Origin of the sequence: Frisingicoccus caecimuris, from assembly GCF_004340975.1 — a bacterium.
Taxonomy (GTDB): Bacteria; Bacillota; Clostridia; order Lachnospirales; family Lachnospiraceae; genus Frisingicoccus; species Frisingicoccus caecimuris.
The window spans coordinates 300,841-317,965 of the sequence record NZ_SLXA01000001.1 but is presented as its reverse complement, the minus strand read 5'-3'; the positions used below and the strand labels follow the sequence as shown (position 1 = coordinate 317,965).

General features: G+C 44.0%; 13 protein-coding genes and 1 tRNA gene. 8 read left to right on the top strand and 6 right to left on the bottom strand.

Annotated features, from left to right (window positions below; translation table 11 throughout):
* Positions 1-18 precede the first annotated feature (18 nt).
* The 4 genes from EV212_RS01595 to EV212_RS01580 all read right to left on the bottom strand — a co-directional run bounded on the left by EV212_RS01595 (position 19) and on the right by EV212_RS01580 (position 4,337).
* On the bottom strand, positions 19-645 hold the full coding sequence (locus tag EV212_RS01595; RefSeq protein WP_132087847.1) for a hypothetical protein: 627 nt from the start codon (positions 643-645) through the stop codon (positions 19-21).
* Positions 646-757: 112 nt separating this feature from the next.
* Complete coding sequence (locus tag EV212_RS01590; protein WP_207669039.1) at positions 758-3,535, bottom strand: hypothetical protein; 2,778 nt, start codon at positions 3,533-3,535, stop codon at positions 758-760.
* 207 nt (positions 3,536-3,742) lie between these two features.
* A tRNA-Leu gene (locus tag EV212_RS01585) sits at positions 3,743-3,827 on the bottom strand.
* 81 nt (positions 3,828-3,908) lie between these two features.
* Positions 3,909-4,337: a putative ABC transporter permease gene (locus EV212_RS01580; RefSeq protein WP_132087844.1), complete on the bottom strand. Its 429-nt coding sequence runs from the start codon at positions 4,335-4,337 to the stop codon at positions 3,909-3,911.
* A gap of 167 nt (positions 4,338-4,504) precedes the next feature.
* Between EV212_RS01580 and EV212_RS01575 the strand changes: the two genes are divergently transcribed.
* From EV212_RS01575 to EV212_RS01545, 7 genes are all read left to right on the top strand, one after another.
* Positions 4,505-5,218, top strand: coding sequence for a hypothetical protein (locus EV212_RS01575; RefSeq protein ID WP_132087841.1), 714 nt, complete (start codon positions 4,505-4,507; stop codon positions 5,216-5,218).
* Between the two features lie 20 nt (positions 5,219-5,238).
* The gene (locus EV212_RS01570) at positions 5,239-6,855 is read left to right on the top strand and encodes a CvpA family protein (RefSeq protein ID WP_132087838.1); all 1,617 of its coding nucleotides are present in this window, start codon (positions 5,239-5,241) and stop codon (positions 6,853-6,855) included.
* Between the two features lie 8 nt (positions 6,856-6,863).
* Positions 6,864-7,223, top strand: coding sequence for a NusG domain II-containing protein (locus EV212_RS01565; RefSeq protein WP_132087835.1), 360 nt, complete (start codon positions 6,864-6,866; stop codon positions 7,221-7,223).
* A 34-nt stretch (positions 7,224-7,257) separates the two neighbouring features.
* Positions 7,258-7,749 carry a Gx transporter family protein gene (locus tag EV212_RS01560; RefSeq protein WP_132087832.1) on the top strand — a complete coding sequence of 164 codons (492 nt, stop codon included), beginning with the start codon at positions 7,258-7,260 and terminating at the stop codon, positions 7,747-7,749.
* 93 nt (positions 7,750-7,842) lie between these two features.
* Positions 7,843-9,303, top strand: a complete 1,461-nt coding sequence (gene gltX, locus EV212_RS01555) for a glutamate--tRNA ligase (protein ID WP_132087829.1) — start codon at positions 7,843-7,845, stop codon at positions 9,301-9,303.
* A complete protein-coding gene (locus EV212_RS01550; protein WP_132087826.1) occupies positions 9,294-11,126 on the top strand; it encodes an ATP-dependent helicase in 1,833 nt (610 codons plus the stop codon). The genes gltX and EV212_RS01550 overlap by 10 nt, the downstream gene beginning before the upstream one ends.
* A 61-nt stretch (positions 11,127-11,187) precedes the next feature.
* On the top strand, positions 11,188-11,493 hold the full coding sequence (locus tag EV212_RS01545; RefSeq protein ID WP_132087823.1) for a DUF1292 domain-containing protein: 306 nt from the start codon (positions 11,188-11,190) through the stop codon (positions 11,491-11,493).
* A 66-nt stretch (positions 11,494-11,559) separates the two neighbouring features.
* Here the strand turns inward: EV212_RS01545 and EV212_RS01540 are convergent, their stop codons facing one another.
* Both EV212_RS01540 and EV212_RS01535 read right to left on the bottom strand, forming a co-directional pair.
* Positions 11,560-12,438, bottom strand: a complete 879-nt coding sequence (locus tag EV212_RS01540; protein ID WP_132087820.1) for a LysR family transcriptional regulator — start codon at positions 12,436-12,438, stop codon at positions 11,560-11,562.
* A gap of 178 nt (positions 12,439-12,616) precedes the next feature.
* Positions 12,617-13,138: an ECF transporter S component gene (locus EV212_RS01535; RefSeq protein ID WP_132087817.1), complete on the bottom strand. Its 522-nt coding sequence runs from the start codon at positions 13,136-13,138 to the stop codon at positions 12,617-12,619.
* A 224-nt stretch (positions 13,139-13,362) separates the two neighbouring features.
* On the opposite strand from EV212_RS01535, the gene EV212_RS01530 reads away from it, so the two are divergent.
* Positions 13,363-17,118: a phosphoribosylformylglycinamidine synthase gene (locus EV212_RS01530; protein ID WP_132087814.1), complete on the top strand. Its 3,756-nt coding sequence runs from the start codon at positions 13,363-13,365 to the stop codon at positions 17,116-17,118.
* Positions 17,119-17,125: the final 7 nt, after the last annotated feature.

The following is a 17,125-nucleotide window of genomic DNA, read 5'->3' as shown; positions in this document are numbered from 1 at the left end:
CCGAAAGCCCTTGAAAAATCAAGGGCTTTCGGTGATTTCAGAATTCGATTTTTTTCGAAGCTTTTCCATTCGCGCCCGGTCAGAAGCCATCTTTTTAGACCGGGCACAAAGCTCGCAGTACTTTTGATTGTTAGTTTTGCGCACATAAAGTTTTTGACATTCGGTACATCGGGCAAATTTTCCTTTTTTATAGTAGTTTAGATACTCGTAGCCCAGTTCCCTGAAATCACTGATTTCAAAAACCGGCGTACCTTCCATATCAATAAAGTTGACCCGCAGATTCAGGTTATCATTTCTGGTGGAAAAGGAAATCAGACCTGTGGCTTCGATATCATTTAAATATAGAAATTTATCTTTTCGGTATTTGACTGTTACCCGGGCGGTCCGATAGATTTCCGGGATTGTGGCGTTGACCCATCCGTGGTTGTCAGGAAAAAGTGTGTTATGAAGCTTGGCATGGCAGAGCATGACAAAGACAAGCTTCTCATATTTCAGATGATTCAGCGTTTTGATCTGGTCCAGTTCTTTTATCGTCAGGCCGATGGATTCGATTTCACGGAGCGGATACTTGTCCGCCTTTTTGGCAATATTCTCAATCGTATCTTCCCAAAGTGCCGGATGATAATGTTTATCACAGGAGGCCATAAAGTCATTCAGCTTTCCGATCGTCTCGTTCTTGTTCAGGTTTTCTCACTGACGGTAATATTTGGCTAAAAGGAAAAGGGCGGCAGTAGGTTTACTGCCGATATCCCTGGTTTCAAGAAGCCTTTTGGCTTCCTTCACTTCGTTTAATAATAGTGTCATTTTCTTCCTCGCTTCTTTCTTTATTCATGTCCAGTGTGATGGTTTTCATTTTAAAACGCTGACCATTAAACAGGATATCTCCGGATGCGTCTGCTTCAGGATAGGAGATCTGATAGTGGTTGCGTTTCAGGAGATTGCGGATAAATATATCACCGCAGATATCCCAGGCAAATTGTTTGCTGGCTTTGGATTTGGAATAGCACAAATCCAGAACAATGTCACACAGGTAGTCTTCGTTGGGACACTCGCTGAGGCACTGGCGTTTAAATTCTTCTCTAAATATATACCTTTGCATCTGCCGCTCATCGGATTTCAGACGTTCACTTTTCGCATACTGCATGAAACTGGCTGTTTCACGCTGGTAACGCTCATAGATTTTTTTGATTTTGCAAAACAACTGAGTGGAATAGGTGACATTGCTTTTTAGTATGGAATAATCAAAATTTTCTGTTTTAGATGATTTGACATCCTTAAATAAATTTTCAATCTTCCAGCAGATTTTGTTCATGGTACATGGAGCGGTTCCCATAGGCATTTTTTCATAGTAGTAGCAAAGAAAACTTTCCTCCTCCGGGGTAAGATCGGGTTTTGCTATGAGTTCATCCAGTGTCATCCGAAAACGCATGATACATTTTTCTTCGTTCTTTTTGATGTAATTTTTCATCTGAGCCTTTTCTGCCGGATAAATATATTGCATAAAATAAGGCTTCTTGTCGGCGATGAGCTTCTCGTCGGACCAGACCTCCTTGCCGGTGGGATGGCAGACAGGGCGGAACCATGCTTCGGGCATGGGTTTTGCTTCAATTCCCTTTGTTTTATCGATGCTGTTTTGCTGATAAAGCTGGCCGCATTTGATTCGGTAGTCTAAAATGCGGTATTCTCTGGAATCCTTTGGAAACCGGGCCTGAACCTCAAACATAGAGGTAATTCTGTTGGTTACTTCTCCAACTGCATTGCCGAAACTGTTTATATTGGAGATCATGAGGTCATCTTCTGTCGGTATACATTTTGGCGCTTTGCGCTGGACACAGACAACGGCAGGAAGCGGGCGGGTGCGCTTTACAAGGAGCGGAAAGGACGTATTAATAACACAGTCGCCGTCTTTATCCATACCGTTCATGGCGTCGGCACAAGTATCCCAACTGTTAAAAATCGTCGGTGTGGTCATATATTGATAGAATGTATCCATTTCATCGGAGCGGACAACCTCGAGGACACGAATGTTATTGTGGGAGGTCATCGGCGCACGGAAACTGACAATCTTGTCTACACCCCGGTCATTCCAATATCTGGAATAGACCTGGCCGGATTTTAATAAGCCGGTGACTTTCAGGCCGAACATGGATTGACACAGCGAATAGGGATCGCCGGAGACCAAAGAGTAGTTGGCGGGAACATTTAAAACCCCCACCTTTGCCGCGTCAATCCGCTTACGGAGCATCGCCGACACCTGATCGCGGACATAGGCGTCTTTGAGCATCCTGGGTTCGATCATCAGGGCAGTGGCAAAGGAAGCATCCAGTCGGCGGACATTTTTATCATTCAGTCCGGTACCTTTGGCATACAGGATTGTCTTCCGGTAGTCTTCAGATAAAATATCTGTGATTTCATCTACGGTGGGGGCGATCAATTCATCAATCTCTTCATCGGTAAAATCGTAGGATTGTAAAAACTGGTAGTTCATCGTTCGGAGATTCTCAAGCTCCTTTTCCGATGCTTTGGTGATGGCAAAGGTGTAATGATTTTCTTTACAGTTTTCCAGATAATCTTCCATTGAAACATAGGAATCCCAGAGTTTGAGCATGGATTCGGTCAGCACCAGTTCAATGTCCTGAATTTTATAGACATTATTCCATACATCGCGAATCTGGTCTATCTGGTGGTCTCTGGCAAATTTTTGAAAATCTACAGGAAATACGGCGCCTTTACAGAAAGAATTCCGAAGGACACAGCCAGGGAGAAGATAATCAGCGCCGATATCTTCGCCCCATCGCCGCATTAGTTCCGGCATGGCCAGACCGTAGCCGTCGCTGTCATTTAATTCAATATCTTTATCTTTAATGTATTTCATGCTTGGCTGTTCCCCACGTGTATCGTCCAGCTCGATAATATCGGATTGAAAGCGGGTGATACAGTCATGGACGACCACGATGCCCCGGGGCATGGAAACCGGTATGGATGAACTGCAGACAAGTGAACGATAAGCCTCCAGCTTGGCTGGCGTGAAGGCTTTGGATAGATCCCGGCCATTGTCGATTCTACGGTTTAATTCCGGCAGCAGCGTCTCATTGACAAAAATAATCGTGTTAGTCTTCACACCGCCGGTGGTTCCCAAAAGACGACGGTATGTGACGCCATTTATCTGAAAGCCGTCTTTATACATTTTTCTGTAATCCTTTATCGAATCAATGACCACACAGACATAGTCCTTCTGGAACTGATATTCATCCAGTTTTTCATAAAGCTTTTTTATGCGTGGTCTTGAGATGGACAGGTTTTTTTCGGATTTTAACATGTTTATCCGGGCTTTTATGTCAGAGATACGAAGTTCAGGTTTCGTAACTCCGTTCAGATCATCAATGAAGCGCAGCAATTGACTGTCACTTAATGTGATGAGTTCTTTGTTCTCCCGTGCCTGATGTATCGTTAAATGTAGATTCCATTTTGCTCTGCGAAGGCGGGAAGAGTGTAATTTATATATATATCTTTGAGATGTAAGATGTTTTGACATGATACCTTCCTCCATTCATTTTATATAAACAAACACATGTTCGATTCTCTTGAAATAATCATATCGCGATTTGAAGAAAATGTCAATGAAAAGAGGATATTTGTGTGATGCTTTTGATGAGAATATATTAGACGGTGAGGAGTAAAAAATTAAAAGATTTTAAAACAAAAAGAACGAGAACAACTTATCGTCGCCTCGTTCTCTCAGTGCAGTTGACGGGACTTGAACCCGTACCCAGTTATCCCGGACTAGATCCTTAGTCTAGCGCGTATGCCAATTCCGCCACAACTGCGTTTCAATTTTGGTGTTGCTCAACAACAATATGAATGATACCATAGGGGTAAAAAAATTGCAAGTGTTTTTTTGGAAAAATTTAAAAAATTTTGTATTTTGGTTTTTTATCTTGAAATAACCAATAGCAGATATAATTGTCCAGGATGATAGCCGCAGCACAGAGAGGGAGGAACATAAGGGCAAAAGGAAGACAGACCTGGCCAAAGAGATTAAAAGGCAGGTTTGAATAGTCCCAGACATTCCATCCGAGCCGGAGATTTACAAGACAGCCGGTGGAGAATTCAATACACAGGGCGAAAAGCCAGACATGGAGCGTCTCTTTCCAGAATGGATAATCGGAAGAATGGGAGTGACTCTGGTATCCGGCAAAGAGAAAAATGATACCTCCGGCCATGAACATGGTCCAGTGAGAATACCCCCGATAAAGAATTTCAATCATATAATACAAGCTGCCGCCAAGGACAAAGAGAAAAAGCTGTTTATAAGGTATCAACAAATTTTTTTCCATATTCAATATCTCCTTTGTACTTTTTAGTTAGCCTTGGCAGATTTTAATATTCTATGAGAGGGACATGTTTCCATGAATGAATTGGCAGATGATGCTGCCTGGTCTTTTAATCTGAGCAAAAATAGTGTATAATATATAAATTCAAATAAGAATGGGAGGTAAATACCATGAAAAAATTCGTAAAAATGATAAGTACAGCCGCCGTAATGGGCCTGCTCATGGCATCTCTGGCAGCATGTGGAAAAAAAGAAACCGGAAATGAAACAAGTGGAAATATTGTAATTAATGAGACTCAGACAAAAGAACAGAATGAAAGTACAACAGGAGCTTCGAAGGAAGTTGATGAGACAAAACCGCCTTTTGAGGAGACAAAGACCGAAGTGACGATTTCCGTACCTGACGAAGTGGACACCATGCGTCCGATTCTTCTGGGAATCTGTAAAACGATGAGCGGCGGCAGGGTTTATGATGGTGCGGACAGCGAGTTTTTCTGGAACAGTATTTATGCGGCTATTAATGGCAGCAACTGGATTCATCCGGATATCAGTCTGTCAGACGATGGCAGTGGCTATATGGTGCCGAAAGAAGTCATGGCCGAATATGCTGAAGCCATGTTTGCGGGAAACAGTGGGATTCCTGAGATTCCGGCGACGGTTGGCGGTATTGAGTTTGATGTGGATACGGATTGCTATGTACTGTATAGTGCTGAGGGGCATCTTGGCTCAATGGAATTTATGGAGATTGAAGAAACGGATAATGGTTATGAAGTAACGGTTGCATTTACGACAAAGAGCGGCAATGTTGAGACCCATACGTTTGTGATGACCAGCGGTGGATACGGAGTATTCCCGTGTGCAGTAAATTCAGTAATTGATGAATGATTTTTTAATGGAGGAATTATATGAAAAAAATTGTGCGTACGGTGGGGATTACACTGGTTTTTGCGCTTGTATCTTTCTATTTTACTCTTCCGGCGTTGAATCTTCGCTCACCGGCTTTTTATAGTTGGCTGATTGAGGTTGCTGTGATCTATATAATAGCATCTCTGATCGGAACTTTTTCGATTGCAGATCTGCGGAGCCGGACCGTGGATTTTAAATTTTTAAAAAATAATGCCAAAGCCGGCCTGATCGTCGTTATTCTGTCATTAGCGGTTCTGGGCATTGGACAGGTTGCATCCCATCAGTTTTTCCATGCAGGTGCCTATCAGAAATTGATGCCTGTTGAAAACAGGGAGTTTTCTGAGGATATCACTCAGGTTTCCATGAATGATGTTCCGATTGTTGACAGAGATTCTGCAGTCCGTCTGGGAAACCGGAAAATCGGAGAGCTGGTCAATCTCATTTCCCAGTTTGAGGTGGATGAATACAGTTATTCTTATACTCAGATTAATTTTAAGGATGTGCCGACCCGGGTGGCGCCTTTAAGGTATGGGAATATCATTAAGTGGTTTAATAACCGGTCAGAGGGTATTCCTGGCTATATTTCGGTAAATATGGCAACCCAGGATGTGGACCTTGTTCAGTTAGAGCAGGGAATCAAGTATTCGCCGGGGGAATATTTTTTCAGAGACCTGGACAGACATTTGCGGTTTAAATATCCGACGAAGATTTTTGAAGACTATTCCTTTGAAGTGGATGATGAGGGAAAACCTTACTGGATTTGTCCGGTGATCAATTACACGATTGGTCTGTTCGGAGGACGGGATGTCGTTGGTATCGTCATCGTGGACGCATGCAATGGCGATTCGACGTATTATGATATCAAGGACTGTCCGGAATGGGTGGACAGAGCTTATTCGGCGGATATTATCGTGGAGCAGATTAATTACTGGGGACAATATAAGAATGGTTATATTAATACTTTAATTGGTCAGAAAGATGTCTGCATGACTTCCGGCGGCTATAATTATCTGGCGTTGGATGATGATGTGTGGCTTTATACCGGCCTGACATCGGTAGGTAATGATGAATCTAATATTGGTCTTGTTCTTGTTAATATGCGGACAAAGGAAGCTCATTACTATATTGTATCCGGCGCTACCGAATATTCGGCTATGGAATCGGCGGAAGGTCAGGTTCAGAATCTTGCTTATAATGCAACCTTCCCGGTGCTTCTGAATATAGGAAGTCAGCCGACCTATCTTGTTTCTTTAAAGGATAATGCAGGCCTGGTTAAAAAGTTTGCTTTTGTCAATGTAGAAAAGTATCAGCAGGTTGCCATTGGTGATACGCTGAATGAAGCCTATTCCGTTTATGTGAAGCTTTTATCGTCGGGGCAGATGATCGATACCGGCGACTTATCAGAGATTACAGGATCTGTTGTTCAGGTGGATTCAGCGGTCAAAGACGGAAATACTTACTTTTATGTTCAGATTTCCGGGTCGGACAAAGTCTTTGTGGCTTCTATACAGCTGAATGACGTGTTGGCGGTGCTGAAACCGGAAGACAGAGTAACTATTAATTATGTGGATTCGGAAGATACCTTTGTCATGATGAATCAGATTGAAAAGAAGTAGGGGCAGTTATGAAAAAAGGAGATATCCTGTTGATCTGTGCGGTCCTTATTTTGGCTGGGGCGGGTCTGATCTTTATGAATCTGGGCGGTAAAAAGTCCGGCGGAACGCTGACAGTGACGGTCAGAGGCGAAATATATGAGACCTATGACCTGGCAAAAGACCAGGAGATATCATTGGAAATTGACGGCTGGCATAACCGGTTCCGGATTAAAGACGGCGTTGTTTCCATGATGGAGGCGGATTGTCCGGATCAGTATTGCGTCGAACATGCGCCAATTGCCAAAGTGAATGAAACGATTGTCTGCCTGCCTCACAAAGTAGTTCTTGAGATTACCGAAGGGGAAGAACCGAGAGACGTGGATGCATAAAAAGTGAAGAATAAGGGTGCGTAAAGGATGAATTATGTCTAAAAAAGTTGCGATGGCCGGGATGTTTACAGCCCTGGCGATGATATTGAGTTATGTGGAAGTTCTCATACCGATAAGTTTAGGGGTTCCGGGGATGAAACTGGGACTGGCCAATCTGGTTGTTGTTGTGGCTCTCTATACAATGGGGGCGCCGATGGCCTTTGCCGTATCGATGATTCGTATCCTGCTTGTTTCGGTGACCTTCGGCAGTCTGGCAGCGATGCTCTACAGTCTGGCAGGCGGCATTTTAAGTTTTTGTGGTATGATGCTGTTGAAAAAAATACCGAACTTTTCCATGGTTGGAGTGAGTGTGGCCGGAGGTATTCTTCATAATATCGGTCAATTGGCTGTGGCGATGGCGGTGGTGGAAAACATTCACCTGATTTCCTATCTGCCGCCCCTGCTCGTTGCGGGAACAGTGACCGGAATGTTGATCGGAATTGTGTCAAATCAGGTTGTACCGAGAATAAAACATGTGATAAAATAGAAAATGAAAAATAAATGCTTTCACCCTGTGTCCGAATGTGGTATGATACGGGGTGAATGTTTTGAATATGCAGAAATGAGGAGTCGATTGAAGATGGATAAGAAAGTCAGAACACGATTTGCACCGAGTCCGACGGGACGGATGCACGTAGGAAATTTAAGAACAGCATTATATGCCTATCTGATCGCCAAACATGAAGGCGGCGATTTCCTTTTGAGAATCGAAGACACAGACCAGGAACGTTTTGTGGAAGGTGCCGTGGATATTATTAACCGTACCCTTGAAAAAACAGGATTGATTCATGATGAGGGACCGGATAAAGATGGCGGCTGCGGTCCATATGTTCAAAGTGAACGTCAGGCGGCCGGAATTTATATGGAGTATGCGAAAAAATTAATCGATAAGGGTGAAGCCTATTATTGTTTCTGTGACAAAGAACGTCTGGAAAACCTGAAACAGGAAGTGGCCGGTAAGGAGATCATGATTTATGATAAACATTGTCTCCATCTTTCCAAAGAAGAGGTTGAGGAAAAACTGGCATCGGGTATTCCATATGTTATCCGTCAGAATAACCCGACGGAAGGAATCACCACTTTCCATGATGATATTTATGGAGATATCAGCGTAGATAACTCGGAGTTGGACGATATGGTCCTCATTAAATCCGATGGATATCCAACCTATAACTTTGCCAATGTCGTCGATGACCATCTGATGGGCATTACCCATGTGGTCCGTGGAAATGAATACTTATCTTCCTCCCCGAAATATAACCGTCTCTATGAAGCTTTTGGGTGGGAAGTTCCGACGTATGTTCATTGTCCGCTGATTACGGATGAGGAGCATAAAAAGCTGAGTAAGCGCAGCGGTCATTCTTCTTTTGAAGATTTGCTGGACCAGGGCTTTTTGACCGAAGCTGTTGTCAACTATGTGGCCCTTCTTGGATGGAGCCCGGAAGAAAACCGGGAGATCTACAGTCTGGAAGAGTTGGTGCAGGCATTTGATTATCATCATATGAGTAAATCTCCGGCGGTATTTGATATGACCAAATTAAAATGGATGAACGGCGAATATATCAAAGCGATGGACTTTGATGCTTTTTATGAGAAGGCTCTGCCATTTATTAAGGAAACCGTTCACAGAGATGTGGATTACAGAAAGATTGGGGAGATGGTAAAGACACGTATTGAAATCTTCCCGGATATCCCGGCATTGATTGATTTCTTTGAAGCTGTTCCGGAATATGATGTGGCGATGTACACCCATAAGAAGATGAAGACAAATGCGGAAACATCTCTCGCAGTTTTAAAAGAGGTTCTTCCGGTTCTGGAAGCTCAGGAAGATTACAGCAATGACGCCCTTTACGGCTGTCTCGTAGAATTCGTGAAGGAAAAAGGCTATAAAAACGGATATGTGATGTGGCCGATCCGTACCGCAGTTTCCGGCAAGCAGATGACACCGGCCGGAGCGACCGAAATTATGGAAGTCATCGGCAAAGAGGAATCTCTGGCAAGAATCCGCAGCGCCATTGAAAAACTGGAAGCATGCAAGTAGACAGCGCCCAGAAAAAAGCAATTGAACATGACCGGGGACCGATGCTTGTACTGGCCGGTCCCGGTTCGGGAAAAACGCTTGTGATTACCCGGAGAACGCAGTGGCTCATAGAAAAAGCCGGTGTGGCTCCGGGTAATATTCTTGTAGTGACTTTCACCCGGGCAGCGGCGGGAGAAATGCGGAGCCGGTTTGACCGGTTGATGGACGGTCGCCATCTGCCGGTAAGCTTTGGAACTTTTCATGCCGTCTTTTTTACAATTTTAAAATATGCCTATAATTACCGGGTAGACAATATTTTATCTGAAGATGAAAAATATGGAATTCTTCGGGATATCGTGCATCAGATTGATGTGGAGATGGACGATGAGAAAGATTTTCTGATGAATATTGCCGGGGAGATCAGCCGGGTTAAGGGAGATATGATGCCTTTGGAGCATTTTTATTCGGCCAATTGTTCCAAGGATGTGTTTGAAGATATTTATGCAGGTTACGAACAAAAACTCCGAAGAATGCGCCGTTTGGATTATGACGATATGCTTGTTCAGACCTGGCAGCTTTTTAAGGAGCGGCCGGACATACTGCTGGCCTGGCAGAAAAAATATACCTACATATTGATTGATGAATTTCAGGATATCAATCGAATTCAGTATGAGATTATCCGGATGCTTGCCAGACCGGAGAATAATCTTTTTGTAGTGGGCGACGATGATCAGTCGATTTATCGATTCCGCGGCGCCAGGCCGGAGATACTTCTCGGATTTACAAAGGATTATCCGGGAGCGGAAATGACTGTGCTGAATCGAAACTATCGTTCCACAGGTTCCATTGTGGCCCGGGCGGAAGGGCTGATTCGCCACAATGAGCATCGCTATGCCAAGCATATGACGGCGTCCAGAGAAAAGGGCAGAGAAGTTTTCGTAAAGGCCTTTAAGAAACCGACGGACCAGTACTTGAAAATGATACGGGAAATCGTGGATATGCATGAGCAGCAGGGAATAGCCTGGGAGCAGATTGCAGTGATTTTCCGGACCAATATCCAGATGAGCGGTCTGGTGGAACAGTTCATGGTCTACAATGTACCTTTTGTCATGAAGGATTCGGTGCCGAATATATATGAACACTGGATTGCGAAGGACATTTTCGCCTATATGAATATTGCTTTCGGGAACAATTCCAGAGCAGATTATCTGCGTATCATCAATCGTCCAAACCGGTATATTTCCCGCTCCTATCTGGATGAGGACCCGGTAAATCTGTCTAATGTAAAAGATTATCTGGAAAACCGGGAGTGGATGATGGAGCGGATTGAGCAGTTAGAGTATGATTTATATATGCTGGCATCCATGGGACCTTATCCGGCCATTCAGTATATACGTCATTCCATTGGGTATGATGAGTATTTGAAGGAATATGCCATGGGGCGGGGGATTAAAGGTGATGATCTGCTGGAGGTATTGGATGAATTGATGGATAAGAGCCATGCCTACAAAACCTGGGAGGAATGGTTTAAAGCCATTGAACAATATTCGGAGACATTGAAGATACGGTCCAGACAGCGGTTTGAAGCGGCAGAGGGAGTACGGCTCCTGACGATGCACGGGGCGAAGGGACTGGAATACGACGTAGTCTATATACCGGATGCCAATGATGGATTGATGCCCCATAAAAAGGCAGCGACAGAATCAGATAAAGAAGAGGAACGGCGGATGTTTTATGTAGCTATGACCCGGGCGAAAAATGATCTTCGGGTATATTTTACCCGGGAGCGATACGGTAAAGCTTCGGAAATGTCGCCTTTTGTTGGAGAATTTCTTGCTTTTTAGGGAAGAATCTGGTAGAGTGAGAGTGAGTAAAAATACGCGAAAAGAAAGTTGAGGTAGAAGAATGGGAACATTTATTCCAGAAGACGACGATACGATGACATTAAACTTTGATGATGGCGCTGAAATCGAATGTGCGGTGATTGCCGTATTTCCAGTAGGCGAGAAAAATTACATTGCCTTACTTCCTTTTGAGGATCAGGGCGTGGACGAAGACGAAGTTTATATTTACCGGTTTATCGCTGCTGAAAATGCAGAAGATGTTCAGTTGGAAGATATCGAAACCGATGAAGAATGGGAAATGGTATCCGATGCTTTTGATGAATTGTTAGACAGCGAAGAATTTGATGAATTATTTGACGGTGAATAATTAAAAAGATGATTCCGCAAGGCGAAGGACGCTGCGGAACCATCTTTTTTTTGCGGAATATCTCAGTCAGACCAGAATATCAATAAAATACTGGGCAGCTTCAGAGAGAGGCACCTTATTATTATATCCAACGACAATCTGGCGGGATGGGAGTATCTCACGGGTGCGTATAATAAATAAATCCGATTCCTTTTCGGGCAGACAAAAATCTGGAATAAAGGCAATACCGAGGCCGATGCGGGCCAGGTCGATGAGCAGATCATTGCTGCTTAATTCAATTTCAGGTACCAGATCCAGCTGATGTTGTTGGAAAAGACTGTGCAGAAATTCACTGGTCAGGCTCACTTTATCCAGCATGAGAATTGGATAGCTGAGCAGTTCTGCCAGTTCCAGCCGTTTGTTTTTTAAATGACTGAAATTATCATTGGCGATAAATACATCATGGAATTCCCGGACCTTGCGAACATTGTGAATGGCATTCATCCGCGGATTGGGAGAATTGGTCACGATCAGGTCTACCAGTTCATTTTCCAGTAAATCCACACAGCGGGCGGAAGTGGCATTTGTCACTTTAATATGTACGTTTGGAAAATGTTCGTGAAATTCTTTCAGATAAGGTACAAGATAGTAACGGCAGATGGTGTCACTGGCGCCGATACGCAGTTGTCCGCCGTTTAATGCTTTCGCATCCATGATCTGATTTTCGCCTCGGATGATCAGGTTGATGGCCGGTTCAATGTGTTTAAAAAGAATCTCTCCCTCCGGTGTCATTTTGACCCGTTTTGTGCTTCGAATGAAAAGGGTCTGATCCAGCTTCTTTTCCAGAGCTTTGATGGACTGGCTGACGGCTGACTGGGAGATAAAAAGCTTTTTTGATGCTTCAGAGAAGCTTAATGTTTTGGCAACGTAATAAAATACTTTATATAATTCATAGTTAATGTCCATAGACTACCTCAATTATTAATGACTTTAATAAAATACAGAAGTTATATTAATATATTTAAATAATAACATATATAGAGAAAATAGTAAATGTAAAATTATAGAGAAAAATCCCTGCCTTATAAAAGCTTAAAATGCTTTCGAAAGACAGGGATTTCCTGATGTACGTAATAATTCATTTTTAGATGACAGATTTAAAATCCGGTACCTGTTTGAGCAGCGGCAGCAGGATGGTGGAAATGATCAGGCCGGAAAGTCCCTGGATGAGGTTGGCGGGAACACTGGCAAAAGCACCGCTGCCATACATATAGTATTCAAAGAAGCAGTATCCGGCAGCCACGATCACTGTGGAAAAGCATCCGGTAATAATACCTTTTATAACGATGTGATTGACTTTGCCGAGTAGTTTATGATAAACAAAATAACATACGACAGCGATGACGGCTTTGACAAAGAATGTGATCGGCACATAAACCATGTATCCGGCCAGCAGGTCTGCCAGTGCAGAACCGAGACCGGCAGCCAGACCGCCGTAAATCGGTCCGAGAAGGATACCGGACAGAACAACAATCGCATCACCCGGATGAATATATCCGCTGGTGCCGGGTGTCGGAATATGAAGACTCATCGTAGCAACGCAGGCCAGTGCGGCAAACAGTGCAGCAAAGACCAGAGATTTTGTTTTTGTAATAGATTTTTCCATAATGTTCACTCCTTGGTGTCTCTAAATTATATTTTTTCACGTATTATACAGGAAAACTGACCCTGTGAAAACGGCCAGTTTGAAAAAAAATAATAATACCAGATAGTGTGAAAGCGGGCCTGATTAGAGAAGCTAATAAAAAAAATTAAATATATTAACTTTAATTATGGGGGGCGGCATGGTATACTGTACAAAACGAAGTGATAAAAGATGGAGGTAAATGAATGACCCAGGTAAAACGTATATATGTTGAAAAGAAACCGGAATATGCCGTAGCTGCCAAGGATTTGCTGGATGATATCCACAGTTACCTGAATATCCAGTCTGTTACTGGTGTCCGGGTGCTGATTCGTTATGACATTGAAAATATTACAGATAAAACTTATGAAAGTGCGAAGGCCATTGTCTTTTCGGAGCCGCCGGTAGATGTATTATATGAGGAAGAGCTTCCCAAGACAGAGGATGAACGTGTTTTCTCTGTAGAATACCTTCCGGGTCAGTTTGACCAGAGAGCGGATTCGGCGGAGCAGTGTGTAAAACTTTTAAATGAAACAGAAGAACCGGTCATTCGTTCCGCAACGACCTATTTATTAAAAGGTTCTGTGACAGAGGATGAGATGGAACGTATTAAGGCCTTCTGTATCAATCCGGTAGACTCAAGAGGAACAGGGGAAGCAAAACCGGAGACGTTGATCACAAAGTTTGAAGAACCGGCCGATGTGGCAGTATTTGATAACTTTATGACCATGCCGGAAGCAGAACTTCGGAGTCTCTATGATTCGCTTGGTCTTGCGATGACATTTAATGATTTTAAATTTATTCAGGAATATTATGCATCTGAGGAAAAACGGAATCCGACAGTAACGGAAATCCGTGTGCTTGACACCTACTGGTCTGACCACTGCCGTCATACGACTTTCCAGACAGAGCTTAAAAATATTGATTTTGAGGATGGTTATTACAAGAAACCGATGAAAGATACTTATGATATGTATATGAATCATCGGGCAGAGGTATTTGCCGGACGTAAAGATAAATTCGTATGCCTGATGGATGTGGCTCTGATGGCTATGCGTAAACTGAAAAAAGACGGCAAGCTGACAGATCAGGAAGATACGGACGAGATCAATGCCTGCAGTATCATTGTGCCGGTGGAAATCGACGGCGAGACGGAAGAATGGCTGATCAACTTTAAGAATGAAACACATAATCATCCGACGGAAATAGAGCCTTTTGGTGGTGCGGCGACCTGTCTTGGCGGCGCTATTCGTGACCCATTGTCCGGCCGTACATATGTGTATCAGGCGATGCGTGTTACGGGAGCCAGTGATCCGAGAGTGTCTGTAAAGGATACGATGAAGGGTAAACTGCCTCAGAGAAAGCTTGTTACAGAGGCGGCCCACGGCTATAGTTCCTATGGCAACCAGATTGGTCTGGCTACCGGCCTTGTTAATGAGATTTATCATCCGAATTACGCGGCAAAACGTATGGAGATTGGTGCGGTCATGGCAGCAGCTCCGAGAAGTAATGTTACCCGTGCCACATCGGATCCGGGAGATATTATCATTCTTCTGGGCGGACGTACCGGACGTGACGGCTGCGGCGGTGCGACCGGTTCTTCCAAAGCGCATACGGTAGAGTCGATCGATACCTGCGGTGCTGAGGTACAGAAGGGCAATGCACCGACCGAACGTAAATTACAGCGTCTTTTCCGTAATCCGGAAGTCAGCCGTCTCATTAAAAAATGTAATGACTTTGGCGCCGGCGGAGTATCGGTAGCTATCGGCGAATTAGCTGTCGGTCTTCATATCCAGCTGGATAAAGTACCTAAAAAATACGCAGGTCTGGACGGAACCGAACTGGCAATTTCCGAATCTCAGGAACGTATGGCAGTTGTTATCGACCCGAAGGATATGGAAACCTTTATGAAATATGCGGCGGAAGAGAACCTGGAAGCTACCTGTGTGGCTGAGGTTACAGAGGAACCACGTCTTGTCATGTACTGGAGAGACAAGGTCATCGTTGATATTTCCAGAGCATTTCTGGACACAAACGGCGCTCATCAGGAAAATGACGCCTATGTTTCTGTTCCAAACCCGGAAGAGAATTATTTCAGAAAGGAAAAAGATGTTTCCGATATGAAACAGGCCTGGCTTTCAAATCTGTCCGATTTGAATGTATGTTCTCAGAAAGGTCTGGTGGAAATGTTTGACAGTTCCATCGGAGCATCTTCCGTATATATGCCTTACGGCGGGAAATATCAGTTGACACCGGCTCAGTCCATGATCGCCAAACTGCCTGTTCTGAAAGGAAAGACAGATACGGTAACGATGATGAGTTACGGCTTTGATCCATATCTGTCTGCATGGAGTCCATATCATGGCGCTGTTTATGCGGTTGTGCATTCGGTGGCAAAAATTGTTGCGGCTGGCGGTGATCTGACAAAGATCCATTTCACATTCCAGGAATATTTCCGCAGAATGACAGAAGACCCGAAGGGATGGGGCGAACCATTATCCGCACTTCTCGGCGCTTATGAAGCCCAGATTGGTTTTGGACTTCCGGCCATCGGCGGTAAGGATTCCATGTCCGGTTCCTTTAATGAACTGAATGTGCCTCCGACACTGGTTTCCTTCGCAGTGGATGTGGCAAAACAGCAGGATATCGTAACTTCTGAGCTGAAAAATCCTGGTGATAAGCTGGTTGTATTTAAGATTGAAAAAGATGAATATGACCTGCCGGTTTATGAACAGGTTATGGATATATATGGAAAGATTACCAAAATGGTCAATGACGGTGTTCTGAAAGCAACTTACACCATCGGATTTGGCGGTCTGGCAGAAGCTGTCAGCAAAATGGCCTTTGGTAATAAACTCGGCGTTATTCTGGAGGACCGTCTGGATGCTGCAGAGCTCTTTAAACCATATTATGGAGATATTATTGCCGAAGTGGCGTCGGAAGATATGGAAAAACTTACAGGGGATTACATGGTATGCGGTACCGTAACAGAAGCTCCGGAATTTGTCTATAAAGATATGAAGGTGACGATGGATGAGGCTGTTGCTGCCTGGACAAAACCTCTGGAGTCTGTATTCCCTACAAAATCCGGTGTGGAGGAAAAGACCATTGATACCGGTCTGTATGAAACAAAAGATATTTATATCTGTAAACATAAAGTGGCAAGACCAAAGGTATTTATTCCTGTATTCCCGGGTACAAACTGCGAATATGATACGATGAAAGCCTTTGAAAAGGCCGGAGCCGATGTAAAGATGACCGTATTCCGCAATCTGAACGAAGGTATGATTCGGGATTCCGTCGAAGAATATGTAAAATCAATTAATGAAGCTCAGATTTTGATGTTCCCAGGCGGCTTTAGCGCCGGTGACGAACCGGATGGTTCAGCGAAATTTATCGCGTCTGTATTCCGAAACGAACGTATCAAAGAGGCGGTAAATCAGCTTCTGAATCAGAGAGACGGTCTGGCTCTCGGAATCTGTAATGGTTTCCAGGCCCTCATTAAGCTCGGTCTCGTACCTTACGGTGAGATCACACCGCAGAAGGAGGATTCACCGACATTGACGACGAACCATATCGGCCGTCATATTTCAAAGATGGTTTATACAAAGGTTGTCACCAATAAGTCTCCATGGCTTCAGAAGGTGACACCGGGAGATGTATTTGCCATTCCGGCTTCCCACGGTGAAGGCCGTTTCGTTGCCAGTGAAGCATGGATTAAGAAACTCTTTGAGACCGGATGCGTAGCCACTCAGTATGTGGATGTTAATGGTAATCCAACCATGGACGAGGACTTCAATCCAAATGGTTCCTATTATGCGATCGAAGGTATTACCAGTCCGGATGGACGCGTTCTGGGTAAGATGGCTCACTCCGAACGTATCGGCGATCATGTGGCCATGAATATCACAGGCAACCAGAATCAGCATATCTTCGAGTCTGGTGTTGAATATTTTAAATAATTAACCA